This window comes from Curtobacterium sp. 22159 (genome assembly GCF_052045775.1).
GTDB lineage: Bacteria > Actinomycetota > Actinomycetes > Actinomycetales > Microbacteriaceae > Curtobacterium.
Genome location: NZ_JBQEPN010000012.1, coordinates 112,702 through 138,852, shown reverse-complemented (window position 1 = coordinate 138,852; position 26,151 = coordinate 112,702). Strand labels below are relative to the sequence as shown.

The 26,151-nt window shown below is 72.2% G+C and carries 31 protein-coding genes; 10 read left to right on the top strand and 21 right to left on the bottom strand.

Annotated features, from left to right (window positions below; all coding sequences use genetic code 11):
* Positions 1-18: 18 nt before the first annotated feature.
* The gene (locus ACTJKO_RS14485) at positions 19-204 is read right to left on the bottom strand and encodes a hypothetical protein (protein WP_440689842.1); all 186 of its coding nucleotides are present in this window, start codon (positions 202-204) and stop codon (positions 19-21) included.
* 198 nt (positions 205-402) lie between these two features.
* Here ACTJKO_RS14485 and ACTJKO_RS14480 point away from each other — a divergent pair, with 198 nt between their 5' ends.
* Entirely contained in the window at positions 403-1,701 is a 1,299-nt protein-coding gene (locus ACTJKO_RS14480; RefSeq protein ID WP_440689841.1) for a glycosyltransferase family 2 protein, read from the top strand.
* A gap of 66 nt (positions 1,702-1,767) precedes the next feature.
* Positions 1,768-2,199 carry a hypothetical protein gene (locus tag ACTJKO_RS14475; RefSeq protein ID WP_440689840.1) on the top strand — a complete coding sequence of 144 codons (432 nt, stop codon included), beginning with the start codon at positions 1,768-1,770 and terminating at the stop codon, positions 2,197-2,199.
* Between the two features lie 102 nt (positions 2,200-2,301).
* Here the strand turns inward: ACTJKO_RS14475 and ACTJKO_RS14470 are convergent, their stop codons facing one another.
* Positions 2,302-2,715 (bottom strand): hypothetical protein, encoded by a 414-nt coding sequence (locus ACTJKO_RS14470; protein WP_440689839.1) that lies wholly within the window; start codon positions 2,713-2,715, stop codon positions 2,302-2,304.
* A 131-nt stretch (positions 2,716-2,846) separates the two neighbouring features.
* Between ACTJKO_RS14470 and ACTJKO_RS14465 the strand changes: the two genes are divergently transcribed.
* Together ACTJKO_RS14465 and ACTJKO_RS14460 are read left to right on the top strand one after the other, a co-directional pair.
* Entirely contained in the window at positions 2,847-6,587 is a 3,741-nt protein-coding gene (locus tag ACTJKO_RS14465) for a TIM-barrel domain-containing protein (protein ID WP_440689838.1), read from the top strand.
* Between the two features lie 68 nt (positions 6,588-6,655).
* Positions 6,656-6,781 (top strand): hypothetical protein, encoded by a 126-nt coding sequence (locus ACTJKO_RS14460; RefSeq protein ID WP_440689837.1) that lies wholly within the window; start codon positions 6,656-6,658, stop codon positions 6,779-6,781.
* A gap of 21 nt (positions 6,782-6,802) precedes the next feature.
* On the opposite strand, the gene ACTJKO_RS14455 is transcribed toward ACTJKO_RS14460, so the two are convergent.
* From ACTJKO_RS14455 to ACTJKO_RS14440, 4 genes are all read right to left on the bottom strand, one after another.
* The gene (locus ACTJKO_RS14455; RefSeq protein WP_440689836.1) at positions 6,803-7,342 is read right to left on the bottom strand and encodes a GNAT family N-acetyltransferase; all 540 of its coding nucleotides are present in this window, start codon (positions 7,340-7,342) and stop codon (positions 6,803-6,805) included.
* Positions 7,343-7,507: 165 nt separating this feature from the next.
* Complete coding sequence (locus ACTJKO_RS14450) at positions 7,508-8,479, bottom strand: GlxA family transcriptional regulator (RefSeq protein ID WP_440689835.1); 972 nt, start codon at positions 8,477-8,479, stop codon at positions 7,508-7,510.
* Positions 8,480-8,489: 10 nt separating this feature from the next.
* Positions 8,490-9,701 carry an MFS transporter gene (locus ACTJKO_RS14445; RefSeq protein ID WP_440689834.1) on the bottom strand — a complete coding sequence of 404 codons (1,212 nt, stop codon included), beginning with the start codon at positions 9,699-9,701 and terminating at the stop codon, positions 8,490-8,492.
* A gap of 29 nt (positions 9,702-9,730) precedes the next feature.
* Positions 9,731-10,924 (bottom strand): epoxide hydrolase family protein, encoded by a 1,194-nt coding sequence (locus ACTJKO_RS14440; RefSeq protein WP_440689833.1) that lies wholly within the window; start codon positions 10,922-10,924, stop codon positions 9,731-9,733.
* Between the two features lie 104 nt (positions 10,925-11,028).
* Here ACTJKO_RS14440 and ACTJKO_RS14435 point away from each other — a divergent pair, with 104 nt between their 5' ends.
* Together ACTJKO_RS14435 and ACTJKO_RS14430 are read left to right on the top strand one after the other, a co-directional pair.
* Entirely contained in the window at positions 11,029-11,625 is a 597-nt protein-coding gene (locus ACTJKO_RS14435; protein WP_440689832.1) for a TetR/AcrR family transcriptional regulator, read from the top strand.
* A 46-nt stretch (positions 11,626-11,671) separates the two neighbouring features.
* Positions 11,672-12,661, top strand: a complete 990-nt coding sequence (locus ACTJKO_RS14430; RefSeq protein ID WP_440689831.1) for an endonuclease/exonuclease/phosphatase family protein — start codon at positions 11,672-11,674, stop codon at positions 12,659-12,661.
* Here ACTJKO_RS14430 and ACTJKO_RS14425 read toward each other — a convergent pair.
* Both ACTJKO_RS14425 and ACTJKO_RS14420 read right to left on the bottom strand, forming a co-directional pair.
* The gene (locus ACTJKO_RS14425; protein WP_440689830.1) at positions 12,658-12,918 is read right to left on the bottom strand and encodes a hypothetical protein; all 261 of its coding nucleotides are present in this window, start codon (positions 12,916-12,918) and stop codon (positions 12,658-12,660) included. The two genes, ACTJKO_RS14430 and ACTJKO_RS14425, sit on opposite strands and share 4 nt — an antisense overlap.
* Before the next feature lie 40 nt (positions 12,919-12,958).
* Positions 12,959-13,936, bottom strand: coding sequence for an NADPH:quinone reductase (locus tag ACTJKO_RS14420; protein ID WP_440689829.1), 978 nt, complete (start codon positions 13,934-13,936; stop codon positions 12,959-12,961).
* Between the two features lie 159 nt (positions 13,937-14,095).
* Here ACTJKO_RS14420 and ACTJKO_RS14415 point away from each other — a divergent pair, with 159 nt between their 5' ends.
* Positions 14,096-15,178: an epoxide hydrolase family protein gene (locus ACTJKO_RS14415; RefSeq protein WP_440689828.1), complete on the top strand. Its 1,083-nt coding sequence runs from the start codon at positions 14,096-14,098 to the stop codon at positions 15,176-15,178.
* Between the two features lie 125 nt (positions 15,179-15,303).
* Here ACTJKO_RS14415 and ACTJKO_RS14410 read toward each other — a convergent pair whose 3' ends face one another.
* Both ACTJKO_RS14410 and ACTJKO_RS14405 read right to left on the bottom strand, forming a co-directional pair.
* Positions 15,304-15,744, bottom strand: coding sequence for a hypothetical protein (locus ACTJKO_RS14410; RefSeq protein WP_440689827.1), 441 nt, complete (start codon positions 15,742-15,744; stop codon positions 15,304-15,306).
* 40 nt (positions 15,745-15,784) lie between these two features.
* Positions 15,785-16,759: a DUF2332 domain-containing protein gene (locus ACTJKO_RS14405; protein ID WP_440689826.1), complete on the bottom strand. Its 975-nt coding sequence runs from the start codon at positions 16,757-16,759 to the stop codon at positions 15,785-15,787.
* A gap of 51 nt (positions 16,760-16,810) precedes the next feature.
* Between ACTJKO_RS14405 and ACTJKO_RS14400 the strand changes: the two genes are divergently transcribed.
* Positions 16,811-17,398 carry a sugar O-acetyltransferase gene (locus tag ACTJKO_RS14400; protein WP_440689825.1) on the top strand — a complete coding sequence of 196 codons (588 nt, stop codon included), beginning with the start codon at positions 16,811-16,813 and terminating at the stop codon, positions 17,396-17,398.
* A 15-nt stretch (positions 17,399-17,413) separates the two neighbouring features.
* Here the strand turns inward: ACTJKO_RS14400 and ACTJKO_RS14395 are convergent, their stop codons facing one another.
* The 6 genes from ACTJKO_RS14395 to ACTJKO_RS14370 form a co-directional block, all read right to left on the bottom strand.
* The gene (locus tag ACTJKO_RS14395; protein WP_440689824.1) at positions 17,414-18,421 is read right to left on the bottom strand and encodes a hypothetical protein; all 1,008 of its coding nucleotides are present in this window, start codon (positions 18,419-18,421) and stop codon (positions 17,414-17,416) included.
* 100 nt (positions 18,422-18,521) lie between these two features.
* Positions 18,522-18,884 carry a hypothetical protein gene (locus ACTJKO_RS14390; protein ID WP_440689823.1) on the bottom strand — a complete coding sequence of 121 codons (363 nt, stop codon included), beginning with the start codon at positions 18,882-18,884 and terminating at the stop codon, positions 18,522-18,524.
* A 41-nt stretch (positions 18,885-18,925) separates the two neighbouring features.
* Entirely contained in the window at positions 18,926-20,110 is a 1,185-nt protein-coding gene (locus ACTJKO_RS14385) for a PP2C family protein-serine/threonine phosphatase (protein WP_440689822.1), read from the bottom strand.
* 174 nt (positions 20,111-20,284) lie between these two features.
* Positions 20,285-20,599, bottom strand: a complete 315-nt coding sequence (locus ACTJKO_RS14380; RefSeq protein WP_440689821.1) for a DUF4190 domain-containing protein — start codon at positions 20,597-20,599, stop codon at positions 20,285-20,287.
* A 100-nt stretch (positions 20,600-20,699) separates the two neighbouring features.
* Entirely contained in the window at positions 20,700-21,155 is a 456-nt protein-coding gene (locus ACTJKO_RS14375; RefSeq protein ID WP_440689820.1) for an anthrone oxygenase family protein, read from the bottom strand.
* Positions 21,152-21,757 carry a TetR/AcrR family transcriptional regulator gene (locus tag ACTJKO_RS14370; protein ID WP_440689819.1) on the bottom strand — a complete coding sequence of 202 codons (606 nt, stop codon included), beginning with the start codon at positions 21,755-21,757 and terminating at the stop codon, positions 21,152-21,154. Before ACTJKO_RS14370 ends, ACTJKO_RS14375 begins: the two co-directional genes overlap by 4 nt.
* An 82-nt stretch (positions 21,758-21,839) precedes the next feature.
* On the opposite strand from ACTJKO_RS14370, the gene ACTJKO_RS14365 reads away from it, so the two are divergent.
* On the top strand, positions 21,840-22,520 hold the full coding sequence (locus ACTJKO_RS14365) for an NUDIX domain-containing protein (RefSeq protein ID WP_440689818.1): 681 nt from the start codon (positions 21,840-21,842) through the stop codon (positions 22,518-22,520).
* Between the two features lie 82 nt (positions 22,521-22,602).
* On the opposite strand, the gene ACTJKO_RS14360 is transcribed toward ACTJKO_RS14365, so the two are convergent.
* From ACTJKO_RS14360 to ACTJKO_RS14350, 3 genes are read right to left on the bottom strand one after another with little or no spacing between them, the layout of a single operon-like run.
* Positions 22,603-22,821 carry a hypothetical protein gene (locus tag ACTJKO_RS14360; protein ID WP_440689817.1) on the bottom strand — a complete coding sequence of 73 codons (219 nt, stop codon included), beginning with the start codon at positions 22,819-22,821 and terminating at the stop codon, positions 22,603-22,605.
* Between the two features lie 43 nt (positions 22,822-22,864).
* The gene (locus tag ACTJKO_RS14355; RefSeq protein ID WP_440689816.1) at positions 22,865-23,317 is read right to left on the bottom strand and encodes a TSUP family transporter; all 453 of its coding nucleotides are present in this window, start codon (positions 23,315-23,317) and stop codon (positions 22,865-22,867) included.
* 11 nt (positions 23,318-23,328) lie between these two features.
* A complete protein-coding gene (locus ACTJKO_RS14350) occupies positions 23,329-23,619 on the bottom strand; it encodes a TSUP family transporter (RefSeq protein WP_440689815.1) in 291 nt (96 codons plus the stop codon).
* Positions 23,620-23,757: 138 nt separating this feature from the next.
* On the opposite strand from ACTJKO_RS14350, the gene ACTJKO_RS14345 reads away from it, so the two are divergent.
* Positions 23,758-24,006 (top strand): hypothetical protein, encoded by a 249-nt coding sequence (locus tag ACTJKO_RS14345; protein WP_440689814.1) that lies wholly within the window; start codon positions 23,758-23,760, stop codon positions 24,004-24,006.
* A gap of 49 nt (positions 24,007-24,055) precedes the next feature.
* Here ACTJKO_RS14345 and ACTJKO_RS14340 read toward each other — a convergent pair whose 3' ends face one another.
* Together ACTJKO_RS14340 and ACTJKO_RS14335 are read right to left on the bottom strand one after the other, a co-directional pair.
* On the bottom strand, positions 24,056-24,682 hold the full coding sequence (locus ACTJKO_RS14340; protein ID WP_440689813.1) for a hypothetical protein: 627 nt from the start codon (positions 24,680-24,682) through the stop codon (positions 24,056-24,058).
* A 102-nt stretch (positions 24,683-24,784) separates the two neighbouring features.
* A complete protein-coding gene (locus ACTJKO_RS14335; protein WP_440689812.1) occupies positions 24,785-26,125 on the bottom strand; it encodes a glycosyltransferase in 1,341 nt (446 codons plus the stop codon).
* Positions 26,126-26,151 lie beyond the last annotated feature (26 nt).

Genomic DNA, 26,151 nt, shown 5'->3' with positions numbered 1-26,151 from the left:
CCCGCACGCCCGTCCGCGTCAGCGCTTCCGGCGGAACCTCGGACAATCGCAGAGCGCGCAGTCCGTCCCCGGACGGTAGTGCTCGTGCGCATCCTGCGCGTGACCGCAGACCGCGCACACCGGCGGGTCGGCGGCAAGCGCCAGGTCCACCACCAGCAGGGAGTCCTGGTCGTCCGGACAGTGACTCGGGTCGGCCAGGGCCATGCGTCCTCCTCGTGCCCGGCTCCGCCGGGGTCGTCCCGGCGGACCGGGCGCCGGCGGACACCGGCGTCTCCGCCGATCCTACTGGCGGCAAACCGCAGCGTCCCCGCAAGGACACCCTGCGCGGTTGCCCGGGGTCGCGTCGGCCACGGAGCATGGCACCGACCTCCCGACCCTCCCGATCCGAGACGACAGGACGCCATGGCGCAGCCGACCGGCACCACCGTGCTCACCCTCGAGCCCGCCATGCCCTCGGCCGAGCCACCGGCGTGGTCGCGTGCCGCGTGGGTCGGAGCGGTCGACCGGCCGGTGGCGCTCGCCGCGGACGCGGTGGAGCTCGCCGGGGCCGAGGGGTTCCGCCGGGCGCGGCTCCTGGTGCGGGACGGGCGCGAGGTCGCCGGGTTCGTCGACGTCGCCGTCGACCCGGACGGGGCGGTGGACCCGGCCGAGCTGGGACCGGTGCTGCGCGCACTGCCTGCCACGCGCCTCCCGGCGGGCCCCGTCGGTCAGCCGAACGGACCGGATCGGCGCCTCACCGTCGTCATCGCCACGCGCGAGCGCCCGCGGTCGCTCGAGCGCGCCCTGCGCTCGGTGCTCGCGTCCGACCACGACGACCTCGAGGTCGTCGTCGTCGACAACGCCCCCACGAGCTCCCGCACCCGCGACGTCGTCGTCGCCGTCCAGGACCCACGCGTCCGGTACGTCCTGGAGGCGCGACCCGGCGTCTCACGCGCACGGAACGCCGGTCTCGCCCTCGCGTCCGGCGACGTCGTCGCCTTCGTCGACGACGACGTCGTCGTCGACCGCGGGTGGGCGCGCGCCATCGCGGCCGCGTACGAGCGCGACGACGACGTGTGGTGCGTCACCGGACTCGTCCCGAGCGGCGAGCTCCGCAGCCCCACCCAGCGCTCCTTCGACGAACGCGTCACCTGGGCCCGCAACCTCGAGCGCCGGGTGTACCGGACCTCCTCCCCGCCGGTCGACGAGCCGCTCTTCCCGTTCGCCGTCGGGTCCTACGGCACGGGCGCGAACATGTCCGTGCGACGCGCCCCGGTGCAGGCCCTCGGTGGCTTCGACGTCGCGCTCGGCCCCGGCACGCGGTCACGGGCCGGGGAGGACCCCGACCTCTTCACCCGTGTGCTGCTCGCCGGCGGAGCGCTCGCCGTGGAGCCCTCGGCCGTCGTGTGGCACGAACACCGGTCCGACCGACAGGCCCTGCGGTCCCAGGCGATCGGCTACGGGACCGGGCTGGGTGCCTGGGTGACGAAGCTGGTGCTCCATCCGCGGACCCTCGCGGCGGTGCTGCGCCGTGCCCCGGGTGCGCTCCGGCGTCTCGGCGGGCTCGGGCAGGCAGCGGACGAGCGCCCGGTCGACGCCGTGGGCGGGTGGCCGGTCGACGACGAATTCGTCCGGGCGACGCGGGGACTGCGGCGGGTGGAACTGGTCGCCGCGCTCGGGGGTCCGTGGCGGTACATCGTGGAGCGGATCGCGGGGCGCTGAGGGGCGCCGAGGGGCGCTGGGGGCGCTGGGCGCGCTGGGGGCGCTGGGCGCGTTATCCTCGCGAGCATGGGGAGGACCAACTGGCGGACCTGGCTGCGGAACCCGCTCGCCTGGTGGGTGGCGATCGCGGTCGTCGGGATCGTCGTGGGGACCGTGACCCTGACCGCGGCCATCGAGTACGACGGCCCGTCGGACGTGACCTGCTCGCGGGAGTTCGGCGGCAACCAGTCGTGGGTGAGCTGCAGCGACAGCGCGGCGGGAGCGGCTGCGGCGGGAGCGCTGTTCGGGGCCACGTCGGACGTGACGGTGCACTCGGACGGGCTGTTGTGGGCGACCCGGTTCGCGTTCGTCCCGGTGGTGGCGCTCGGGGTGTGGACGATCGTGGTGTCGTCGTGGAAGCTCGTGACCGGGCGGTCGGGGTCGGTCCGCGGGCGGTTGCGGGTGATGCGGCGCGCGCGGCGGAAGCGACGTCGCCGGAGCACACCGGGCAGCGCCTGATCGGGCACGCCGGGGTCGGCGCGCGGTGGCCGGCCGCTCCCCGCCCCGAGCAGGGGGACCGCGATCGCCGTGCGGACACGGAGCCGCGTGCGGTCCGCTCCGTCAGGATGCCGACGCCCGGGAGAAGCGGACGTCGGACGGGTCGGCGAAGAGGTCGGAGCCGTCGCCGACCTCGGTGGGGGTGCTGGAGCTCGGCGGTCCCCAACCGATCAACTGCCCGCGGGCGATGTCGGTCGGCTGCCCGGACAGGGAGAACCATTCGCCGACCTGCATCTCGCTCCGGACGAGGTCCTCGGCGAGGAACCAGACGCCCGCCTCGTAGAGCGTGAACGGCCGCAGCGATGCTCCGTTGAGGACGATCCACGCCGAGTACGCCCGGTGCCCGACGACGAAGACGCCCGTGATGAAGGGCCGCGCGACCAACCGATCGGGCTCGTTCCGGAACGGACGGAACACGACGTGCACGCGGGCGTGCGGCTCCGGCGGGAAGGCGCGGCCGGACGGTTCACTCGACACGAGTCCGATCTTGACACGAAGCAGCCCGCGAGCGGCTATGTTTACAGCGTTGTAAATGCGGGGTGCCAGGGGGTATCCCGTGCGCCGCGACCTCGGTCCGGCCGGACGACGACGTCCCCGAGGAGACCCCATTGCCCCGCACATCCCCACGAACCCGACGTCGGCGCGCCGTCGCCGCTGCGCTGACCGCGACCCTGGCGCTCGGTGCGCTCGCCTCGATCGGCATCCCGGCACCATCGGCATCCGCGGCGCCGGCCAGCCGGACCGTCGTGTCGGGGGACGCGCGGTTCGAGGTGCTCTCGCCCACCCTCATCCGCACCGAGTACGCCGGTGACGGACAGTTCGTCGATGCCGGCACCTTCAACGTGATCGGGCGCGACGACTTCGCCGCCACCCGGTTCACCGAGACCGTGGCCGACGGCTGGCTGACGATCGACACCGGGTCGATGCGGATCCGGTACCAGCAGGGCTCCGGGGCGTTCACGGAGAAGAACCTCCGGGTCGACGTCACGACCGACTCCGGGCAGCACGTCGACGCCGCGCCGTGGACCACCGCGCCTGAGCCCGCGTGCACGATCGGCGTGCTCTGCGAGGCCGAGACGCTCGGGCTCGACGGGCTGTCGCCCGCGACGAACCACACCGGCTTCGCCGGAACGGGCTTCGCAGCAGGGTTCGAGTCCGTCGGCAACGCGATGACCTTCACCACGACGGCGTCGACGTCCGGCGACAGGGACCTCACCCTCCGCTACGCGAACTCGCAGGGCGGTGACGGCCAGGTCACCACGCGGACGTTGAGCGTCGTGGTCGACGGCGACGCACCCCGGACGATCAGTCTGCCGGCCGGCACGAGCTGGGACGACTGGCGTACCGCGACGACCTCGCTCGACCTCAGCGCGGGCGAGCACACCATCCGCATCGAGCGCGCGGCGTCGGACTCGGGCCAGGTCAACGTCGACAGCCTCGCCCTCGTCGCCCCGGGAGCGGCCTACCCCGCTCCGAGCTCGTCGACGAGCGGCGCCGACTGCCGCTACTCGACCATCTGCGAGGCGGAGGACGCCGGCCGGACCGGCACCGCACAGCAGGCGAGCGACCACAACGGCGCATCCGGTGGCGCGTTCGTCGCCGGTCTGTGGAGCACCGGCGCTTCGGTGACCACCCACGTGACGGACGTGCCCGCGGACGGCGACTACCGCCTCCAGGTCCGGTACGCGAACGGCGGCACCGCGTCGCCGACGATCACGGCGCAGGTCGGCGGTGTGAGCGGCACCGTGTCACTCGTCCCGACGAGCGGCTGGGACTACTGGAACACCGTCAGTGTGCCGGTGCACCTCACGAAGGGTGCGGACGACGTCACCCTGGGATGTCCGACCGAGGCGTCGAACTGCAACGTCAACGTGGACACGATCGCGGTCGTCGGCAAGGACGCTCCGGTCCTCGCGCCGCACGCACCACTCGGCGGCTACCGTCGTGACCTCGACACCGCCAACGGCACCGAGCCCACCAACCCGGGCCTGCTGTACCAGGACGGATGGTCCCTGCTCGACGACACCGCGTCCGCGCTGTACGACCCGTCGACGCAGAAGACCACACCCCGGGGCGACCACGGGGGCCGTGCGTACTCGGACGGCTACGTCTTCGGGTACGGGAACCACTACACGACCGCGCTCCGTGACCTCGCGACGCTGACCGGGCCGACGAAACTGTTGCCGCGGTGGGCGTACGGCGTCTGGTACTCGGAGTACTACGACCGATCGCAGGCCGACTACGAGGCGATCGCGAAGGAGTTCCGGAAGCAGGGCGTACCGGTCGACGTCATGGCGATCGACACGGACTACAAGCAGGGCAGCAAGTGGAACGGGTGGGAGGTCGACCCGGCCCGGATCCCCGACATGGGTCAACTGCTCGCGGACTGGCACGCCGAGGGCATCCACAACACCCTCAACATCCACCCGACGATCTCCGGCAGCGACCCCAAGTTCGCCGAGGCCCAGCGCACCGCAAAGGGCAAGCTCACCAACGGCGGCGGTGACAACTGGCTGTTCGACTGGTCGGACCCGGACCAGCTCAAGGCGTACTTCGAGCTGCACGACTCCGTCCAGCAGGACGGCGTCGACATGTGGTGGCTCGACTGGTGCTGCAGCGAGAACTCGGAGTACTCGGCCAACGGTGTCACCCCGGACGCGTACATCAACCAGCAGTACGCCGACTACACGAACGCCGCGCTGGGTGGCCGCGGACTGGCGTTCTCCCGGGCCTACGGGTCGTTGACCGCCGGGGGCTACGGAAATCCGCAGGCCGTGCCGACGGGGCCGTGGGCGGACAAGCGCACGACCGTGCACTTCACCGGCGACACCACCTCGACGTGGGACATGCTGAAGGCCGAGGTCGGCTACACGCCGGGGGAGTCCGCCGCGACCGGTCTGGCCGCGGTCAGCCACGACATCGGCGGGCACAACGGCGCCCAGTACGGCATCGCCGGCAAGGAACCGGGGACGACGCAGCTGCCCCCGGACCTCTACGCCCGCTGGGTGCAGCTGGGCACCTTCCAGCCGATCGACAGACTGCACAGCAACCACAGCGACCGACTGCCGTGGCAGTACCCCGACGCGGCGAACGCCTCGGCGAGCAAGTTCCTCAACCTCCGCGAGGACCTGCTGCCCCTGACCTACACGCTGGCGGCCCAGGCCACCGCGACGGGGACGCCGATCCTGCAACCGCTGTACCTGCAGTACCCGGACCAGCCGGCGTCCTACTCGCTCGCCGGCAGCGAGTACCTCTACGGCAAGGACGTGCTCGTCGCCCCGGCCACGACCGGCGGCGACACGGCGACCACCTCCGTGTGGTTCCCCGCGGGCAGCGACTGGACGGACTGGTTCACCGGGAAGACCTACCGCGGCGGGACGTCCGCCGACGTGACGACCGGGCTCGACGCGATGCCCGTGTTCGTCCGGAGCGGCGGGATCGTGCCGACGCGCAGTCACCACGTCGCGAACGACGCCGACGGAGCGCTCGACGCCGTCACGGTGACCGTCGCGAACGGGGCGGACGGTGCTTTCGACCTGCACGAGGACGCCGGTGAGGACACGCCAGCGTCGAACAAGGCCACCGCCGCGCCGACCGGTTTGGCGTCGACCGCGATCCGGTACACGCAGCAGCGATCGGGCGGCACGCTCGACATCGCCCCGGCTCGCGGCACCTTCGCGGGTCAGGTCCGGGAGCGGGCGTGGACGGCCACGATCACGAACGCGGACCGTCCAGCGGCGGTCACCATCGACGGCAAGCCCGTCGCCGCCTCGGGGTGGCAGTACGACGCGGCGACGCGCACCCTGACCGTGCCCGTCGACCGACGCTCGGTCACGGAGCGCACCACCGTGCGGTGGTCCACCGCGGCGGCGGCCGCTCCGCGACTCACCGTCGCGCATCCCACCGTCGCGGCCGGCGCGACGCAGACCGTCTCCGGCAGCGGGTTCGCCGCCGGAGCGCGCGTGACGCTCGCCACCTCGCCGCGCATCGGCGGGCAGACGGTCCAGGCCGACGCGGACGGGTCGTTCGCGGCACGTCTCGCCGTCCCGGCCGGTTCCGTGGCGCGGGTCACCGTCACGGCTGCCGTCGACGGCGAGGTGCTCGCACGGACCGCGTTCACCGTCACCGCTCGGCCCGTGCCGCCGACGGCAGGCGGGCCTGGAGGCGCGGGGCACGCAGGCACGGGCACGGACGCCTCCGGCGGTGGTCCGGTGGCCGACGAGGCGGACCCGGGTGGCAGGCTCGCGTTCACCGGTGCGGACCTCGGGCCCCTCGGGCTCGTGGCGGCGGTGCTCCTCGCCGCGGGCGGCGTGCTGCTGGTGGGTCGGCGTCGGCGTCGCTCCCGGTGACTGGCTGCTCGAGCGGGTCGGCCGGTGCGCCACCGTCGGCGGTCGCACCGGGCTGGGACTCCACGGTCGTGGCCGGTTCCCGCGCCCTCGTCGACCCGGTGCTGGGTGACGGCCGGTTCGAGGCGTACGAGGTGGACGAGGCCAGCGACCTGTCGTGGGACGGAGACCTCGTCAACCCGCGCCGTTCCTCCTGACCCGCCGCTGGCGGGGCCCGCTCAGAGGGCCTTCTGCCAGCGGAGCGAGTCGCCGTGGACGTCGTCCCGCTCGCGTTCGCCGGTGTCCACGAAGCCGAGCTTCGCCAACACGCGGAGCGACGGCGTGTTCCAGGCACGCACGGTGGCGACGAGCAGCGGGTGCGCGACCGCTCGCGCCAGTTCGACCACCGCGGAGGCCGCCTCCGTCGCGTACCCGTGGCCCCACGTCGCCCGCAGGAACTCGTACGCCAGCTCCGGAGCACCCGTCGGGTCGGCGCTGTTCGCGACGAGCCCGCAGTACCCGAGGGCCGCGGCGGTGTCCCGTCGTTCGACGACGAGCAGCCCGGGAGCGGGTGTCGTGTCGTCACGGCGGATCTGGTCCTCGAGGTCGGCGACGGTCGGCCGTCCGTCCGATCCGATGCGACGGTGCGCAGGGACGCGGGGATCGCGCTCCGTCCACAGGGTGCGGTGGAGCCCGGCGTCGCCGGCACGCCGTGGCCGGAGCCGGAGCCGTGGGGTCAGCAGCGTGACCGGCGCGCTCGGCGCATCGTCGCGGTCCATGGGTCGAGTATGCCGGGGCGGCCGCGCGCCGGGCCGCGCGCGCTCGGCAGGAGGTCCGGGTTCGATGGGCGCCGTGCATCGCCGTCGCGCTGCCTGCGGTGGCTTCGACCGTCGCACTCGTCCTCGTCCGGCGTGCCCGAACGCGACGGCGCGGCGTGTGGGGGTTCAGGCGAGCGGTCGTCCGCGCTCCTGGAAGGCCGACCGGTAGGCGGTGGGGGACGTCCCGACGATGCTGCCGAAGTGGCGGCGGAGGTTCGTGTCCGAGCGCAGGCCGGTCGTCTCGGCGATCTGGGTCACCGTGAGCTCGCTGCTTTCGAGGAGCTCCCGGGCGCGGTCGATGCGCGCACGGAGCACCCACTGCATCGGGGTGATGCCGGTGTCCGCTGTGAAACGGCGCGAGAACGTCCGCGGCGAGACGTTCGCCGTCCGGGCCAGCACCGCGAGGGTGAGCTCGTCGTGGAGGTGGTCGAGGGCCCAGGCCCTGGTGGCCGCGAAGACGTCCCCGAGGGGCTCCGGGATGCTCCGGGGAACGTACTGCGCCTGACCGCCGCTGCGGTACGGCGCGCTCACCAGCCGGCGTGCGACGTGGTTCGCGAGCGCGACGCCGTGGTCTCGGCGGATGAGGTGGAGGCAGAGGTCGATGCCACTCGCCGCTCCGGCGCTGGTGAGCACCGGACCGGCGTCGACGAAGAGCACGTTCTCGTCGACGTCGACCGTCGGGTGCCGGTCCCGGAGGACCTGGGTGTAGTGCCAGTGCGTGGTCGCACGACGTCCGTCGAGCAGCCCCGCCGCGGCGAGCGTGAACGCGCCGGTCGAGATCGCTGCGATCCGGGCGCCCCGCTCGTACGCGGACCGCAGCGCCGTGGCCACCGCGGGTGGGGTTGTGACATCGGCCGGGTTCCGGTAGCCCGGGACGAGCACCGTGTCGGCCCATTCGAGCGCCACGAGGTCGTGCCCCACGGCGTACGCCAGCCCGTTCCAGCCATCGACGGTGCCGATGTGCTCACCGCACACGCGCACTTCGTACGGCATGCTCGGCCGCTTCGCGAACACGTGCGCCGCGATCCCGACGTCGAGGGCCTTCGCTCCGTCCAGGACGAGCACGGCCACGCGGTGGTCTCGGACAGCGCTGTTCACGCTGGTGAACCTAGCGTGCATCCGGTGACCACTCCCACCTGTGTCGAGTGGTCGCGACGGCGGCGGCGAGCAGGACGGCGACGACCGTGATGGTCGCCGCCTCGTAGACCGCCCGGTACGGCGCGGGGAGGTCGCCGAGACCGGCGATGAGCACCCCGGCGAGGACGGCACCGATCCGCCTGGTGTTCGTGAACAGTCCCGACGCGAGCCCTGGGCTCCGGAAGGCGCCCTGGAAGACGGTCAGGCCGACCCCCGCGACGGTCGCGAAGAACCAGGCGTTGAGCGGTTGCAGTGCGAGGAGTTGCCACGGCTGCTGCACGAGTGACGCGAGCCCGTAGTACAGGACGCCGGCGCACCACCCGCCCGCCAGCACCGTTCGGGTGGAGGTCCGTCCGACCATCCGGCCGAGCACCAGGAGCGCTGGGATCTCCAGGAGCGCGGCTGCTCCGAGCACGGCGCCGGCCCACCCGAGGGGCGAGTGGAGGTCGTGGCTGACGAACAGGGCGGTGACGGTCACGGTTGCGATGTTCGTCATCTGGAGGAACACGAACGCCGTCACCGTCCCCCACCGGGACCACCCGCTGAGCTGTGGGAGCAGGCGCTCGCGACCGGAGGCGTTCGGGGTCCGCGCCGCATCGCGCCGACGGACGAGCAGGAGCGCGGTGACGACGTTGACCAGGCCGATCGCGGTGAGGAGCCCGAGTGCCGCCGGCGTTCCTGCGGCACCGGTGCAGACGGTCGCGAGCGGCGGCCCGACCACCCAGGCGAAGGAGACGATCGCGCGAGTCCGGACGACCTGAGCCCGAGCTGCTCCCTCGTGTCGGAGCTGTGCGAACAGCAGCGTCGATCCCACTCCCGGCGGGCCGCCGAGCACGACGAGTGCGATCACCGCGACGGGCAACGCCGTCGTGACGGCGAGCACCACCGTCAGACCCACGCCGCAGAGCGCGCACACCAGGAGGGGGCGGAGGTAGTCGCCCGACCGGTCGGCGAGCGCCGGGATGACGAGGGAAGCGACGAACCCCGCGACGTTGTAGGCGCCCAGCACCCAGCCGGCCTGCGTCGGTGTCGCACCCGTCACCGTGACGAGGAGGACGGCCAGGAGCGGGTTGAGGACGGCGAACTGCAGGCCCCAGAACCACGCCGCGGTGGGCCAGAGGAGCCGACCTCGCGCGCGTCCTGTGGGCTCTGTTGCACTCTGGGTCGTTCCGTCGCTGGTCATGACGCAACCCAACTGCGCCGTCGGACTCGCTACCAGGGGCGCGCAGGACGCTGATCGTACAGATCGCGCCAATCCGTGTCGCGCAGGGGTCGGAGCCCGGTGCGGAGTTCCTGGACGAGGACTTCCGGCTGCTCGAGCGCCGCGAAGTGCCCGCCGTGCTCGGCCTCGCCGTAGTGGATGAGATCGGCGTAGGTGTCCTCGATCCAGGACCGGGGCAGCAGCGGGATGTCGCGCGGGAACACGGTCACGGCGACGGGCAGGGTCAGCTTCGGACCGGCCATCGTGGCGGTGCGGTTCTCCCAGTAGATCCGGGCGGACGATGCCGCGGTGTTCGTGAACCAGTACAGGGAGATCGTGTCGAGGATGTCGTCGAGGGGGATCGCGTCCTCGGCCAGGCCGCGGTTGTCGGTCTTCGACTGGTACTTCTCGTAGATCCAGGCCGCTTGACCGGCGGGGGAGTCCGCGAGCGCGAAGCCCGGCGTCTGCGGCCTCGTGCCCTGCAGGTGGTTCGATCCGCCCAGCGGCCCGTTGTACAGCGCGAGCGTGTCCACCGCGTGCTGCTCGGCAGGGGACCGGTGCTCCGGGATCGTCGTCGGGAACGCGTACGGGGTGTTGAGGTGGATGCCGACGAGGCCTTCCGGACGGGCAGCACCGAGCGTGGTGGTGATGACCGAACCCCAGTCGCCGCCGTGTGCCGTCCAGTGGGAGTAGCCGAGCCGCCGCACGAGCTCGGCCCACGCCCTCGCCGTCCGGGCGGCATCCCAGCCGGTCTCGGTCGGCTTGCCGGAGAACCCGAAGCCGGGCAGGGACGGGATCACCACATCGAAGGCGTCCTCCGCGGACCCGCCGTGCGCGACCGGGTCGGTGAGCGGGCCGATGAGCGCGAGGAAGTCGAGGACGGACCCCGGCCACCCGTGGGTGAGGACGAGCGGCATCGCATGCTGGTGGCGGGACCGGACGTGGACGAAGTGGATGTCCAGGCCGTCGATCTCCGTCAGGAACTGCGGGTAGCGGTTGAGGGAGGAAGCGAACCGTCGTCGGTCGTAGCGGTGCTGCCAGTGGTCCACGAGGGTCGCGGCGTGAGCGAGCCGGACGCCCTGTGACCAGTCGGGCACCGTCTCGGGGGCGGGCCAGCGCGTGCGGGCGAGCCGCGCCTCCAGGTCGGCGACGTCGTCGTCCGTGACGGTCACGGTGAAGGGGCGGATCGCGTCGAGTGCGGGCATGTCTCGTCTCCTCGGAGGGTGCGCCAGTCGTTGCACAGGTGTGTGCAATGGGCTCGCGCAGCACGGTACGCCGTTGCACACGGTTGTGCAATGATGGGTTCGTGGTGACCGACGAGACCCGACAACGGGCGATGGACGTAACGCGCGGTCGCATCCTCGACGTCGCGCGCGAGGTCCTCGGGGTCGCCCCGGACGCGGGGATGGGCGACATCGCCACGGCCGCCGGTGTCGTCCGGCGGACGGTCTACGGGTACTTCCCCGCGCGCGCAGACCTCGTGCGGACGCTGGCGGGGGAGGCGGTCCGGGAGATCGAGGCGGTGCTCGACGAGATCGACGCGGACACCGTGCCCGCCGACGAGGTCTGGACGGAGTTCGTCCGACGCCTGTGGCCCCTGGCCGATCGGTACCGGGTGCTGCTCGCACTGCGCCGCGGTGAGCAGGGCGACGAGATCCACGAGCTGCTCGGTGCGGTCGACGGCGTGCTCGCGACGGTGGTCGCACGGGGGCAGGAGGACGGGACGTTCGGGCGGCACCTCCCCGCCGAGGTGCTCGGGCGGACGGCCTACGCGACGGTGTTCGCGATCGCGGACGACCGGCGGAACGACGCCGCTCTCGACGTCAGAGCGGCGACGGTCACGAGTCTGCTCGTGCTCGGCGTGCCCGGGGAACGGGCGGGCGAGCTGGCCGGCCGCGGGGCCTGACGACGAGTCTGCCGTCGGCGACCGCGTCGTGCGGGATGATCGATGCGTGTCTCGTCCGGTCCTCGTCCCCGCCGTGACCGCGGCCGCCGTACTGCTGCTCGGCGGCGGGTACGTCTTCGCCCCGTGGCTCGGACTCGGACGGGCTCCGGTGTTGGCTGCGGTCCTGCCGGCGCGGGCTGTCGTCACGATCGGCTTGCTCGGCACAGCTGTGCTCCTGCTCGTCGTCGCGGCGATCCGGCGGCGACTGCGACCCGCGATCTCGGTGGCGGCGGTGGTGCTGCTGCTCCTGGCCGGCGCGAGCGGCGGCATCATCAGCGTACGCGGACTGCGCAACGATCCTCCGGTCGTCGTCCCGGGCGACCTTCGGGTGTTCGAGTGGAACACGAACGGCGGGTTGGTGGGCCCCCGGACGATCGCTCGCGCAGCCGTGTCCGCACGGGCGGACGTCGTCGTGCTCCCGGACGCCGGCGACGCGTCACGCGCAGCAGCAGTCGACCGTGCCCTCCGGACCGACGAACGCCCCATGCGGCTGTTCCGCGGTGGCACCGACGCCCAGACCGCGGTCCTCGTGCGTGTCGATCTCGCCACGCGGTACACGGCGCGGTCGGGCATCGACCCGGTGCGATCCATCGTGCTCACCGCTCCGGGCTCGCCGACGATCGTCGCGCTGCACGCGCCACAGCCGCTGCTCCGTGGCCTCGCCGGATGGTCGGCCGACCTGAGGTGGGTCCGCGACGTGTGTTCGCCTCGGAGCGACGTGATCGTGTCGGGCGACTTCAACGCCTCCGTGGACGCGTTCGCAGGGGCGGGGCTCGGCGCCTGCTCGGACGCGGCGTCGATCGTCCACGGCGCCGGTGTCGGGACCTGGCCCACGTCCGTCCCGACGAGCCTCGGGATGCCGCTGGACCACACGCTCGTGGAGGCGTCTGCCGGGTTGGTGCGATCCTGGACGGTGATCACGGCCGAGGACGGGTCCGGGGCGCGACACCGGCCGACGCTGACCGTGGTCGAGCCCGACGCTCGAGCGAGCGCCTAGCGCAGCGGCCGGACCGAGGAGTCGCCGTTCTGGCGGCGGCGATGGGACGTGGTCACCGCGGCTGTGATGCCCCCGGCGATGAGCACCAGCCCGACGACGGCTCCGAGGTACAGCGGCAGGGACGAGTAGCTGCCGACCGTGTTCACCTGGCGACCCGACCACGTGTTCTCTTCGACCAGTTGTCCCGCCATGAGCAGGACGATCACTGCTCCCAAGGCGCTCGTCGTCCAACCCCACACGACCTGTCCCCGCTTCATGGAAGGAGTGTCGCACACCTCGGACGGTCGTCGGAGCGGCTCAGTCACGGATCCGCAGCACCACCCGGCCGACGCGCCCCGCATCGACGTCGTCGTGCGCCTGGGCGACCTGGTCCAGCGGCAGGACCTCGCCGACGTGCAGCCGGAGCGCACCGCTCCCGACCGCGGAGACGAGGTCGTCCATCGCCTGACGCTTCGCCGCCGCGGGGAAGTCGTCGCTCCCGAGGAACCGGACCGTGACGTTCGCGAAGAGCAGCGGCGGGAAGGGGAGCGAGACACGGTCCCCGCGCGCGAAGTACGTCGCGATCACGCCGTCGTCGGCGATCACCGCTGCGTCGAGGTCGGCGTTGGCGTCGAGCGCGACCTCCACGATCCGGTCCACGCCGTCCGGTGCGATCCGGCGGATGGCCGCCTCGGGGTCGTCGTCGAGCGCGACGACGCCGTCGAGCGTCGGCAGGTCGCCGGAGCCCAGGTCGGAGGAGCGCCGCACCGTGCCGATGACGGTCGCCCCGCCCCACACCGCGAGCTGCGCCGCGATGCTGCTCACGCCGCCGCGGACACCGTGGACGAGCACGGTCTTGCCGGTGACGGGACCGTCGCCGAACACCGCCCGGTGTGCCGTGATCCCCGGGATCCCGAGGAGGGCGGCGACGTCGTCGGGCACGTCGTCCGGCAGCGGGGTGATGAGGTCCTCGGGCACGACGACGAACTCCGCCGCCGTCCCGAACTGCCGGTAGGACTGCGCCCCGTGGACGGCGACGCGGGCGCCGACCAGTCCTCCGTCGATGGCCGGCCCGACCAGGTCGACGACGCCGGCGCCGTCGCTGTGGGGGATCACCTCGGGGTAGGGCATCGCCGAACCGAGCCAGCCTTCACGCTTCTTGGTGTCGCCGGGGTTCACGCCGGAGAACGACACGCGCACCCGGACCTCACCGGGGCCCGGCTCCGGATCGGGCCGTTCGCCGACCTGCAGCACCTCTGCCGCCGCACCCTGCCGGTCGTACCACGCAGCCCTCATCGAACGCACCCTTCGTCGGCCCCAGCGTACGCAGAGTCCTGGCGGCAGGGCCGACGTCGGACCCCGGCGCGATACTGGCGGCCAGGAGGCCCGCGGCCCCGCGGCCTGCGACCACGAGGCCAGGGGCCCACTCGACCACGAAGGAGCGAAGGAGCGAAGATGCGAGAAGCGAGCATCGGCACGGTGACGGACACCGCTCTGGCGGACCTGGTCCAGCGAGTGCGCGCGTTCCGCCGGGTCCCGTCCCCGCACCTCGACGGCGACGTCGGCGTCGCACCGGACCTGCTGTCCGACATCCTCCGGTTCTGGGTCGACGAGTACGACTGGCGTGCCCACGAACGCCGCATCGACGGGTGGGGCTGGCAGGAGACGGAGCACACCTCCGTCCCGATCCGCGCGGTCGTGCGACGCGCCCCCAGCTCGGACGCTCCGGTGGTGCTGCTCCTGCACGGATGGCCCGACTCGGTCCTGCGGTTCGAGCGGGTGTTCCCACTCCTGGAGGACGTCACCGTCGTCGCCCCGGCACTTCCCGGATTCCCGTTCGCAGCGCCCGTCGGGGCCGGTGGGCTGTCGTCGGTCGAGATGGCCGACGCTGTCGCCGCTGCCATGACGGAGCTCGGGTTCGACGAGTACGTGGTCTCGGCCGGCGACGTCGGGTGCGACGTCGCAGAGGCATTGGCCGCACGGCAAGGCAGCGCGGTGAGGGCGCTCCACCTCACCGACCTGTCGCAGTACCACTTCCTCTTCGACCTGCCCGATGACCTCGACGACGAGGAACGCGCCTACGTCGAGCGCGGACACGCCTGGCAGCAGCGGTCGGGCGGCTACATGCACGAGCAGTCGACCCGGCCCCGGACCCTCGCGGTCGGACTCGGGGACTCCCCGGCAGGACTGGCGGCGTGGCTGCTCGAGAAGCTCGCCGACTGGACGGACGGGGACGGACTCTCCGGTGCGTTCACCCCTGACGAAGCGTTGACCTGGATCTCGGCCTACTGGTTCACGGGAGCGATCGGTACGTCCTTCGCCCCGTACGCACGTGCCGCGGCGAAGGACTGGCCTCGGATCACCATCCCGACCGTGGTCACCGTCTTCCCCGTCGACCTCGTCAACGCGCCCAAGCAGTTCGTCGAGCGGTTCTTCACCGTCGTCGACTGGCTCGAGTTCCCGAACGGCGGCCACTTCGCAGCGTGGGAGGAGCCCGAACGGTACGTGCAGGGGATCCGGCGAGCGCTCCGGGCCTGAGTGCGGGGCAGGGCCAGGAGGAACGGATCACTTCCGCCGCGCCGCCTGCGGTCCCGACGCCGCGGTTCGCGTCGCGCGCCGATGCGTCGGAGCGGGGCGCGCCTCCCGGTCCCGCGTCGGGACGATCACGGTCCTGCGGGACTGCGCACGGCCTCCCGGGAAGACGGGAACGGCCAGTCGTCCGGGAAGGCGAGCGGCACGGCGATGACCTGGACGGGATCGCGGTAGACGATCCGGCCGGGGGAGCTCGTCCGGAGTTCCGTCCACGGCACCCCGTACCGGTCGAGGAGCCCGAGGTACGGTTCGACCAACGTCAGGAGATGGGCCGCGTCTGCGGCGAACCACGCTCGGGCGCCGGGATTGCGGTCTCGGTCGTAGCAGCCGGGCTGGACCGTCGACGGGTCCGGGTAGGCGCCGCTCGCCGCCCGGTTCGCTTCGCGGTGCAGTTCCGCGTCCGCCGGACGGAGCAGACCGCTTCGGTGCAGCCCGTTCGCGAGGGCGAACACGCCGGGGAACCGACCGTGCCGGTTGGGAACAGCGCTCTGGTACCGGACCCACGTGCTCACCGGAGACAGCGTACGGCTCGTGATCGCCACCGCACGCCGCTCAGCGGACGATCGATTCGTAGCTCTGTCCGTGTGGGCCGACGAACGCGACCGGCTCCTCGTCGACTGCGAGCACGGCCGAGCCGCCGGCCGGGCGGGGGAGCCGCTCGGCGACGCGTGGGAGGACACGCTCTCCTTCGTTGCTGATCCAGCTCACGTCCGGACGGGACCGCATCAGTGCCTCGAATCGTCGCCGCCGGTCTTCGTCGACGTACACGAGGACTGCGCTGTGGAACACCACCACGTGCGCGTCCGACGGGGCGTCCGCGATCGCATGCCCGATCGAGTCGACGAGGTCGCCGGACCTGATGTGGACGGTCTCGTCGCTCGCGATCCTGAGGGCAGCATCGAGTCGTTGCCGCCGCTCCTCCTGTCCTGGCCAGACCAGGGTGCGCAGCCACGCGCGATCACCGGGGTCGTCCGGCGACAACGGCTCGAGGTCGATGCCCGTACGCCACCGCACGTCCGGCAGCCCTCGCGGAACGCTCCCGCCGTCGATGCGGCACGGGAGGACGACCGGGCTCGGTCCGGCGACCGGATCGAGCGCGACCGTCTGCTCACCGACCGCGTAGCGGTAGCTGTAGCGATCGGGGTGGAGGCACAAGCCAGCCGAGGCGCCGACCTCGATGAGTGCCAGCGGCCCCTCGAAGCGGCTGAGGACGGGGAGCAGCACCGCGCACCTCCCTGCCTCGTTCGTCTGCGTGGACCGGGCGAGGATCGTCGGCTCGACCTGGTCCCAGTGTTCGAGCAGCCAGGAACGGAACTCGTCGTAGGTGCTCTCGGGTGCCCCGTGGAACCGGGCCGCGGCGAACACCAGGTTCGGCTGCTTCTTCATCCCGGGGAGCGGTGCGATGCGGGCGAGCACTGCGGGGTCCTCCGCCACGCCGAGCCCCCAGGCTTCGTACGTCGTCGACTGCCCGCGAGCCTCGCGCAGTGCGAACCGGCGGTAGAAGTCCGCCACGCGCTCGTTCGTCATGATCGTGACCGTAGTGGTCGCGGTGACGTCCGGCCCTGCGATCATCGGCGCATGAGGAACGAACAACTGATCCCGCGTCGGACCGCTGCATCCCGAGCAGTCACGGAACGGACCCAGGTCGTCATGGACCTGACGTCTCGCCTCAACGTGCTGCGCCACTCCGACGTCGAGACCCGGACGGCGCTGCTCGGTGAGATCCTCGGCCGTCCGGCACCGGACACCCTGACCCTGTACCCGCCGTTCTCCTGCGACCACGGACTGGACCTGCACTTCGGCGAACGCGTCTTCGTGAACCAGAACTGCTCGTTCTACGACATCGGCGGCATCAGCATCGGTGACGACGTCCTCATCGGCCCCGGAGTGACCCTGGCCACGGCCGGGCATCCCGTCGAGCCCGCCGAACGCCGTGCCGGCATCACGGCCGCACCGATCGTCATCGAGGACAACGTCTGGATCGGCGCCGACGTCACCGTCGCCCCCGGCGTGCGGATCGGCGCGTTCTCGGTCGTGGCTGCCGGCGCCGTGATCGCCAAGGACGTCCCGGCGAACTCCGTCGTGAGCAGCCACGGACACGTCCACCGACGTGACCTCACCCCGATGGATGCGCCGGAACAGGTCGACGGGCCCCCATCTCGGTGATCCGTCCCGGCCGCGTCAGACGGCCCGTGCCTCCGCGCTCTGGACGTCCCGTTGCGCGCCGTCGTGACTGCCGACGTAGGCCTGCGCGCGCCGGATGCGACGCACCGTCAGCGGTACGACGACGAGGAGGACGACCGCCAACGCGGGCAGGGTGACGGCGGGGAGCAACCCGAGCTCTCCCCGGACCGCGGAGGAGACGAACTGGAAGGCGATGGCGACGTACAGCAGACCGGTGAAGACCAGCTGGAACTGGAGGACCAGCGGGATGAGACGCGCGTACTGGAGCGCCGCGCGCTCGTCCGCGTCATCGAGCGGGAGCGCCTTGCCGCGCAGGACGACCCTTCCGAACCTGCGCAGCCTCCCGATGTCCCGTCCGCCGGTGTCCCGGAGCGCGTGGCTGAACGGGAGGGACACGATCACCGTCGCGAGCGCCGTCGCCGTGAAGGTCAGCTGACCGGCCAGGAAGACCGCCTGCGTCGGCACGGAGCCGTGCCCGTCGTCGAGCACTGCGAGCAGCGCCACACCGATCGTCGCGACGGCGGCGGAAACGACGAACGTCACGGCGATGGCGCGGACCTTCCGACGGATGACCTGTGCGTCCGGCAGGACGGCGTCCGCTGGCCCGACCACGGGCGGCTCCGTCCGCCGGAACAGGGTGCCCAGCGGTCTCGCGACGGCGAGGAGGACGGCGGCACCCCCGACGAGCAGCACCGGGACCCAGGCAGGTGCCTGCGCTGCCAGTGCGGCCGTGACGACGACGGCCGCAGCGACGACGTCGACGGCGGCGGCGCCGAGGAACCACCATCCGAGGTACCTCCGAGCCTCGGTCGAGGAACGGGGGTCCCAGTACGCGGCGAACGCCCCGACCACGACCGGCACCACGACGAGGAACGGTGAGGCGACCGCAGCCGCCACGAGGATGCCCCGGGGCGCGCCGCCGAAGGTCAGACCGACGAGCAGGCCGGCGCCGAGGCACAACGTCGTCGTGATCAGGATCATCAGCAGGTACAGCAGCACTCGCACGGGGACTCCTTCGGAGATGACGACATCTCGATACTGCCGGACTCCGGCCGAGTCGGTTCGCGCCACCAACGCAGCGGCGCAGGGCGGCTGGTCCTGCTCGCTAGACCTGCTCGTCCACGAGGGCGATGAACCGGCTCCCGATGCCCTCGACCTCGTGTCGCGTGGACCCGGCTGCGGGTTCCGGTGCCTGGGACGACGCGTGGTCGTCGCACACGAGGTGGTCCCAGTCGGGCCACCACTTCTTCGGGCGCGCTTCCTCCGTTCTGCCGCAGACCTCGCACTGGAGGCGCACCCACACCTTCTTGACGCCGGTGCGGTTCGCGCGGGACTGGACGAGCCACGCTGGCGGGTCCTGTTCGATCGCCGTGAGCTCGTCCTCGGTGAGGTGCGCGGGGATCCCGTGGCGCGCCGCCATCTCGAGGGGGATGTCGAGTCGGACGGCAGCGTCGCGTCGTGAGAGCATCCGTCAAGCCTAGGTCGGGGGCGCCGCACGCGCGCACGACCTCAGGAGTCCTGACGCCCGAGCCCCGTCGGTCCACGCTGGAGGACGACCACGGTCACGTCGTCCTCGGCACGCTCCGCCGCACGCAGGCGCACGTTCTCGAGGAACGTCTCGAGACTCCGGGCACGCCGGTAGGTCCGCACGAGGTCGTGCAGCGTGTCGATCGTCCCGTCGCCGAGGTCGAGTACACCGTCGCTCGCGACGATGAGGGCGTCACCCGGCTCGAGGACGAAGGTCGTCGACGTCCGGGGTCGTCCCTCGTGGTGCAGCCCCAGCGGGAGCCCGCGGGAGCGGAGGGTGTGCGGAGCGCCGTCGGCGCGGACGTGCACCGCGAGTCCGTGGCCGGCGTCGACCACGTCGACCACACCGGTCCCCGGGTGGAGGCGGGCGTGGAACAGCGTCGCGAAGGCGTTCGCCCGGACGAGGTCCTCGCTCAGTGCCGGCTCGGCCGCAGCCACCGCCGCGAGCGGATCGAGCGTCCGGTGCTGCCGGAGCCCGGCACGGATGCCGGCGGCGAGCAGGGCGGCAGGCTGCTCCTTGCCCATCACGTCGGCGAGCGTGAACGTCAGCACGCCGTCGTCGACGGACCAGTCGTGCAGGTCGCCGCTCACGTCGCCGTAGGGCACCGCGACGGCGCCGATGTGGACGTCGCCGACGGTGAGGGCGGTCGGGACGAGCGCGGTCGCGACCTCGAGCAGGCGGTCGTGGTGGAGGCCCTGGCCGAGAGCGCGTTCGGCCCACCGCCCGAAGTCGATGAGTGCCGCGGACTCCTGCGGGGAGAAGTCCCGCGGGTGCGTGTCCATCAGGCAGAGCGTGCCGACCGGCTCGCCACCGGCGATGGTCAGCGGCACGCCCGCGTAGAAGCGGATCCCCCGCTTGGTGACACCGGGCAGGTCGACCGTCCGCGCATCGGCGGTGGTGTCCGGGACGATGGTCGGCTCCATCTGCTGCACGGTGAGCTGGCAGAACGACCACCCGATCGGCCCGGAGGTGATCTCCTCGGGCGAGTTCGGCGTGAGGGTGTGCAGCAGGTCCTCGTCGAGGAGGTTCACGTACGCGAGCGGGACGTCGAAGACCTCGCGGGCGATCCGCACGATGCGCTCGAACCGCTCCGCGGGAGCGGCGTCCGCGACGCTCAGCGCTGCGACGAGTGCACTCCTCATGCGGCCCTGATCGTCTGTGGTCATCGGTCCATCCTCGTCCTGATCCACCCAGGGTCGCTGTCGCTCGGTGAGGCGACGTGCGTGGAACCCTCGGTCGGGAGTGACGCTAGTCCGGTCCGCTTCGCTCCATCTGGGTGACACGGAGGCCGTGCACCGTCGTTGTCGACGGTGCACGGCCTCGGGTCGGCAGCTGCCGGGTCAGTAGGTGCCGGAGTACGACGGGGCGTTCGCGGCGGCGGCGACCAGGATGATGATCGACACCACGCCGAGGATCAGCGACAGCGCGCTGATGATGATGCCGGCCAGGGCGAGCCCCCGACCGCGTTCGCCGGTCTTGCGGACCTGGACGAGCGCGATGATCGAGACCACGAGTCCGGCGATGTTGACGACGAACGCCAGGACGAACCCGACGATCGCGAGGACACTGAACCGCTGGTCGGCGGGCTGCTGTGCGTACGGCGCAGCCGGGGCGGGCTGCTGGGGCTGGTGGGAGGGGGGCGTGACGTCGCTCATGGCGTCGCGTCCTTTCTGATCACGGGTGGGGTGCACGAAGGAAGTGCACAGGAACCGTACTGGTTCTCCGGTACATGAGGAAAGCCCCACGCTGCGGAGGTCAGGCGAGCAGCTGGACGACGCCGATGACGAACAGCACGAACGCGACGCCGGCTGCGGTCGAGCGGAGGACGTCGATCCGCTCCCACTTCGTCACGACGCGTCGCCAGTCCGGGGGAGGCGCGGTGGCGTCCCAGTCGTTGACGCCCATGTTGATCGGGACGGTGCCGAGGAACGACGCTCCCAGGAAGACCGCCACGGCCGTCACCCCGGCGATGCGCCACTCGAGGCCGCTCTGGTCCGTGACCAGGACGAGCACGGCGACCGAGGCCAGCACGGCCGGGATCATCAGGATCGGTACGACGACCTTGAGCCGCTTCACGAGCGCGATGCGGGTTCGGACGTGCGCGTCGTCGGGCAGCGACGAGAGCGCCGGTTGGACACCCCAGCGGACGATGAACTCCTCGCCCGCGAGCAACCCGACGAGGACCAGCTGGACGACGAGGAGGACACTCACCGGGTGCTCCCGATCGCCCGGACCAGGGCCCTCGCCGATCGACGTGCGGCGGCGACGATGTCGGAGTCGGCCACGTCGGTGTTCGCGGCCGCCTGCACTGCGGCGTTGATGCTCAGGATCGCCATCCGGACCAGGAGCGCGTCCTCCCCGCTGCGTCGGGGGAGGAGCGCGACGAGCTCGTCGGCGATCCCCTGCAAGGAGTTCCCGATGCGGCCGCCGTCCCGATCGGTGAGCTCCCGGACCACGAGCGGGTTCGCCGTCATGAACCGGATGCCGGCCAGCTTCTCGCTGGTGAACGTGTCGACCCAGCGCAGCACGGCCTCCTCGAGCAGCCGGGGCGTGCGGGGCTGCTCCCGGATCCACGCGAGGAGCTCCGCGGCCTCGGTGCCGCGCTCCTCGAAGAGCGACTGCAGGATCGCTTCCTTGCTCGTGAAGTGGTGGTACAACGACGCCTTGTTGATGCCGACCACCTCGGCGATCTGGCGCAACGACGTCGCCTCGTAGCCCTGCCGGGTGAACAGTTCCAGCGCGGCGGCTCGGGCTCGCGCCCGCGTGTCGGTCCCTCGGTGCGGTGCCGCGACCGGGTGCTGCTGTGCAGTCATGCCGCCAGTCTACCTACCGGCCGGTAGATGCGATGGGTGCTCGACGGCAGAGGGGTCCCGCGCGGTCGGCTAGCGTCGGAGCATGACGACGACGCGTGGGGTGACCGAACCGGACAGCAGGGGACGGACCGGTCTCGACCGCGTCGGGCGTGACCTCACGCGCAACCCGGACGTGGTCGTCCGTGACGTCGAGGTCACCTCGGACGGCTGGCACGTGCTGCGCCGGACCACCTTCGACATCCGCGGTCGGGACGGCTCGTGGACCACGCAGCAACGCGAGACCTACGACCGGGGCAACGGGGCCGCGGTCCTCCCGTACGACCCGCATCGCGGCACCGTGCTGCTCACACGACAGTTCCGGTGGCCGGCGTACGTGAACGACCACCCCGACGGCATGCTCGTCGAGGTCGCCGCCGGACTCCTCGACGCCGACGACCCCGAGACCGCCGTCCGCCGGGAGGCGTCCGAGGAACTCGGCGTCCGGCTCGGCCAGCTGATCCACGTCGTCGACGCGTACATGAGCCCCGGTTCGGTGACCGAGCGGGTCCACTGCTACGCGGCGCCGTACGGCCCGGAGGACCTGGTGGACGTCGGCGGTGGAGTCGCCGACGAAGGCGAGGAGATCGAGGTCCTCGAGGTGCCCGCCGACGAGGCCCTGGCGATGATCGAGGACGGTCGGATCGTCGACGGCAAGACGATCCTGTTGCTGCAGTGGGCGGCACTGCACGGCGTGCTGGCGCCTGCGGTGCAGTCCGGGCGATGACGCGCGGGAGACGCTCCGACGAGACCTGATCCGCCCGGCGGCGAGCCAGGTGGAGGAGCAGTCGGGGCCGGCGTGCTCCTGGTCAACGTCGGCGCGGCTCGGGGTGGTAGTAGACGGTCATCGTGAGGTCGTCTTCCCCGTCGGTCACACTGCTCACGAACGTGATGTCCTGCACCGAGACGTCTCCCAGGTCGTCGATCGTCTGCGCGACCCGTCGCAACAGTGCGGCCACGTTCCCTTGCCCTCGACCCACCGGGTTGCTCTGGGAGAAGTGGTTGATGGTCCAGTCCTCGGTTCCCATGCCCTGACCCTAAGCGCGGTCGCGCGCCCGGGAAGCGCCGGGGTCAGGCCATGGTGATGCCCTTGACGATGCTCGCGACGGCACCCGCCCCGGCGGTGACGAGCATGATCGTCCGGGCGGTCCGCTGGGAGGTGTGCCGCGCGAGCCAGGGCCCCGCGGCGACGCCGACGAAGATGGCGGCAGCGGCACCCACCCACTGGGCGGCGGTGAACGTCGGCAGTTCGAGGGACCCGACGGTCGCCAGACCCGCGATCGTGGCGACGCACATGACGGTGAACACGAACTGCGAACTGGCCGCGAAGGCAGCGGAGCGCCAGCGCGTGAGCACGGCGAACACCGACAACGGCACCCCGCCCACCCCGGCGACCACGTTGATCGCCCCTGCCGTGATCCCGGTGGTCGTGGTCGCCAGGAGGGAGTGCACGCGATCGCTCTCACCGTCGGAACGCCGGAACCGGTCGAGCACGACGACGACGCCGAGGAGCACCAACGTCACGCTGCCGATGGTCACCTGCAACGGTCCCCCGGGGAGCATCGCGTGGACGGCGACCCTGGCACGACACCGATCACCCCACCCACGGCGAGCGGGACGGCGGCGCGCCATTCGACAGCGCGCCACTGTTGCACGAGCAACAGCACGGACGCGCTGCCACCACAGATGACGACGGCGACGACGCCAGGTCCCGGCCCGAGCGCGAGGACGAGCAACGGGGTGGCGAACAACCCGAAGCCGATCCCGGCGAGCCGCTGCAGGACGGTCCCGACGAGCAGACAGGCGAGGATCAACACGTACGTCACACGACGACCCTCCCAGCTGAGCGTGCCCGGACGCTCAGCCAGTCGCTCCGACGGAGTGCGGCGGACGTGGGGCTGGCCGACGAGCCCGGCGTGTGCCACGCTCGGGATCACCTGTCCGCGTCGTGGGAGGGAGCACGCGTGGACCGCGTCGTCGCGTGGAGCACCGTCGCCGTCGTCACGACCGTCACGGCGCTGTTCCTCACCCTGGTGCAGTCGACCAGCTGTGTCGATGCTGCCACGGGCGAAAGCGTCAGCTCCTGCTCGACCGAACCGGTGATCGGGGTCGCGGGCGCCTGGATCGTCTGCTCGGTCGCCGCCGTGGTGGTCGCCGTGTCGATCTGGCGGATCGGGCGAGCCCGACGGTCAGCGGGCCGGGGCACGGACTGACACCGACGGCTTCAGAGCCGATGGGGCGCACCAGCTGAGTGCGTCGTCCTCACTCCGGAGCCGGACGGGATCCGACCGGGAGCAGTGGCGCCCCGCCGAGCACCTCGCCGGTGTCTGCGTCGAGCAGGACGATCGACCGGACCGCGTCGGGCACGTTCGAGGGCGACGGGACGTCGATGGACAGCGACCGTCGGCCGGACGGGATGGCCCCGACCTCGTACGGCCGGCCCTCCTGCGACCAGTACCCCCGGCGCTCGCCGACGACGGTTCCCTCGGACAGCACCACGCGTGCCGATCGCACCTCGCTGTCGTACGCGGCGAGCACGAGGTCCTCGAAGTGGACGACGAGCCGGTCACCATCCCGATCGATGCGGACACGGCCCTCGGCGTACCGGTCGATCCAGATGAGCCTGCCCGCGACCGGCGGCACCCGGCGCCACCAGTCGTCGAGCGGTGAGCCCGGAGCGGAGGCTGCCGGCGTCGCGTCCGGCGCACCGGTTGCCGGCGGCGGCGACGCCCCGTCCGACGGTCCTCCGACCGTACCGGTGCCCGTGCCCGTGTTCGCGGCACTGCTGGTCGGCACCGGCCGCGCGAGGTCCGCCTCGCGGTCCGCCCGGATCGAGGTCCAGGCGAGCCCGATCACACCGACGACGACCACAGCGGCGACCAGGGACACCGAGCGCCGCACCCTCGCCGTCACCCGCACCGGTCCACGGCCTCAGCAGCGACACGTTGCCCCTCACGCACGCACCCAGTGTCGACGGGGACGCCGACACCGTCAACGGCGCGGGGCTCTCCCCTCCGCCCGGAACCGCCCCGCCTCCACGTCCCGCCAGCGCCGCCGACTGCGGAACCAGGCCGCCGGCCCCGCCGGGAACCCCCGCAGCTCGTGGTAGGCCAGGGTCCGGGGGATGCGGGTCGTGGACGCCTCGTTCGTCACCGCCGTCGCGGCGTCCCGGCGCCCGGAGAGTCGGGAGAGCATCTGCTTCGACTTCACCTTCGCCGCGAGGGGCATGAGGCGCGCGAGCACGGCCAGGTGTCGGCGGTCCTTCGCGGCGAGCGCGCACATGAGCGCGGTGAACCCGACGCCGTTGCCGTGCAGCTGCGCGTGCAGGTCCTCGATCGTCTGGCGGTGCCGGTGGTGCACGACGGCACGGGGTTCGAAGCCGATGCGCCCGCCGCGCCACAGGGTCTCGATGAACATCGCCAGGTCTTCGCCGCCACGGGCGGGGGACCCGGCGCCGAGCGTGGTGTCGAAGCCGCCGACGTCCTCGATGAGGGCGCGGCGGTACGCCATGTTGGCCCCGGCGCCGTACGCGCCGATGCCGTACACGGCGAAGTGCTTGCGCACGGACCCGTCGGGCGCGACGGCGCGGACGCGGGCGTGCCGCATCGTGCCCGGCACGTCGTCGGGGACGATCGTGACGGGGGAGAACGTCCGCTCGGCACTGAAGCCCCCGTAGTACGCCTCGTACCAGATCTGCGCGGGGGTGGTCAGTTCGCTCGGCAGGATGACACCGGTGACGGCGTCGAGCCCCGGCTCGGTGACGAAGCGGGAGCCGATGGCGCGGAGCCACTGCGGGTCGACGCGGACGTCGTCGTCGGTGAAGGCGACGACGTCACCGCGTGCGGCTGCGACGCCGGCGTTCCGACCGGCGGAGAGCCCGGGTCGGCGTTCGGTGACCAGCCGCACGGCGCGCCCCTCGAGGAGTGCGGGCAGTGCGTCGACGTCGGGCAGGGTGACGCGGTTGTCGACGAGGATGACCTCGTGCCGCGGGTAGTCGAGGTGCTCGAGGACGTCGAGCAGCCTGTCGAGGTCCTCGACGCGGTCGACGACGGTCGACACGACGACGGAGACGGACGGGAGCGCGTCGTCCGGCACGGGCTGCACGTCGGCGAGGACGGTCTCCTGCATGGCCTCGAGCGCGCGTGTGGCGTCGGCGGGGTCGTCGGTGAGCAGCACGTCGAGCGTGCCGGTGGGGTGCCCCTTCCGGTAGCCGATCACCATGGCGGACGAGCCGGTCTGGTCCGCGACGAGGCGGGGGAGCGGCGCGTCGAGGTCGACTCCGATCACCCGTCGGGGTGCGGGCACGGTGGTGGCGGTGGGGAGGGTGGCCATGCTGTGGACGCTACGTGCGGGCGCGA

What these genes read in the sequence shown, in the direction of transcription:
- ACTJKO_RS14485 (WP_440689842.1), bottom strand. Translation starts at nt 204, where the DNA reads ATGGCCCTGGCCGACCCGAGTCACTGTCCGGACGACCAGGACTCCCTG.
- ACTJKO_RS14480 (WP_440689841.1), top strand. Translation starts at nt 403, where the DNA reads ATGGCGCAGCCGACCGGCACCACCGTGCTCACCCTCGAGCCCGCCATG.
- ACTJKO_RS14475 (WP_440689840.1), top strand. Translation starts at nt 1,768, where the DNA reads ATGGGGAGGACCAACTGGCGGACCTGGCTGCGGAACCCGCTCGCCTGG.
- ACTJKO_RS14455 (WP_440689836.1), bottom strand. Translation starts at nt 7,342, where the DNA reads ATGGACCGCGACGATGCGCCGAGCGCGCCGGTCACGCTGCTGACCCCA.
- ACTJKO_RS14445 (WP_440689834.1), bottom strand. Translation starts at nt 9,701, where the DNA reads ATGACCAGCGACGGAACGACCCAGAGTGCAACAGAGCCCACAGGACGC.
- ACTJKO_RS14440 (WP_440689833.1), bottom strand. Translation starts at nt 10,924, where the DNA reads ATGCCCGCACTCGACGCGATCCGCCCCTTCACCGTGACCGTCACGGAC.
- ACTJKO_RS14425 (WP_440689830.1), bottom strand. Translation starts at nt 12,918, where the DNA reads ATGAAGCGGGGACAGGTCGTGTGGGGTTGGACGACGAGCGCCTTGGGA.
- ACTJKO_RS14420 (WP_440689829.1), bottom strand. Translation starts at nt 13,936, where the DNA reads ATGAGGGCTGCGTGGTACGACCGGCAGGGTGCGGCGGCAGAGGTGCTG.
- ACTJKO_RS14415 (WP_440689828.1), top strand. Translation starts at nt 14,096, where the DNA reads ATGCGAGAAGCGAGCATCGGCACGGTGACGGACACCGCTCTGGCGGAC.
- ACTJKO_RS14405 (WP_440689826.1), bottom strand. Translation starts at nt 16,759, where the DNA reads ATGACGAACGAGCGCGTGGCGGACTTCTACCGCCGGTTCGCACTGCGC.
- ACTJKO_RS14400 (WP_440689825.1), top strand. Translation starts at nt 16,811, where the DNA reads ATGAGGAACGAACAACTGATCCCGCGTCGGACCGCTGCATCCCGAGCA.
- ACTJKO_RS14390 (WP_440689823.1), bottom strand. Translation starts at nt 18,884, where the DNA reads ATGCTCTCACGACGCGACGCTGCCGTCCGACTCGACATCCCCCTCGAG.
- ACTJKO_RS14385 (WP_440689822.1), bottom strand. Translation starts at nt 20,110, where the DNA reads ATGACCACAGACGATCAGGGCCGCATGAGGAGTGCACTCGTCGCAGCG.
- ACTJKO_RS14380 (WP_440689821.1), bottom strand. Translation starts at nt 20,599, where the DNA reads ATGAGCGACGTCACGCCCCCCTCCCACCAGCCCCAGCAGCCCGCCCCG.
- ACTJKO_RS14370 (WP_440689819.1), bottom strand. Translation starts at nt 21,757, where the DNA reads ATGACTGCACAGCAGCACCCGGTCGCGGCACCGCACCGAGGGACCGAC.
- ACTJKO_RS14365 (WP_440689818.1), top strand. Translation starts at nt 21,840, where the DNA reads ATGACGACGACGCGTGGGGTGACCGAACCGGACAGCAGGGGACGGACC.
- ACTJKO_RS14360 (WP_440689817.1), bottom strand. Translation starts at nt 22,821, where the DNA reads ATGGGAACCGAGGACTGGACCATCAACCACTTCTCCCAGAGCAACCCG.
- ACTJKO_RS14335 (WP_440689812.1), bottom strand. Translation starts at nt 26,125, where the DNA reads ATGGCCACCCTCCCCACCGCCACCACCGTGCCCGCACCCCGACGGGTG.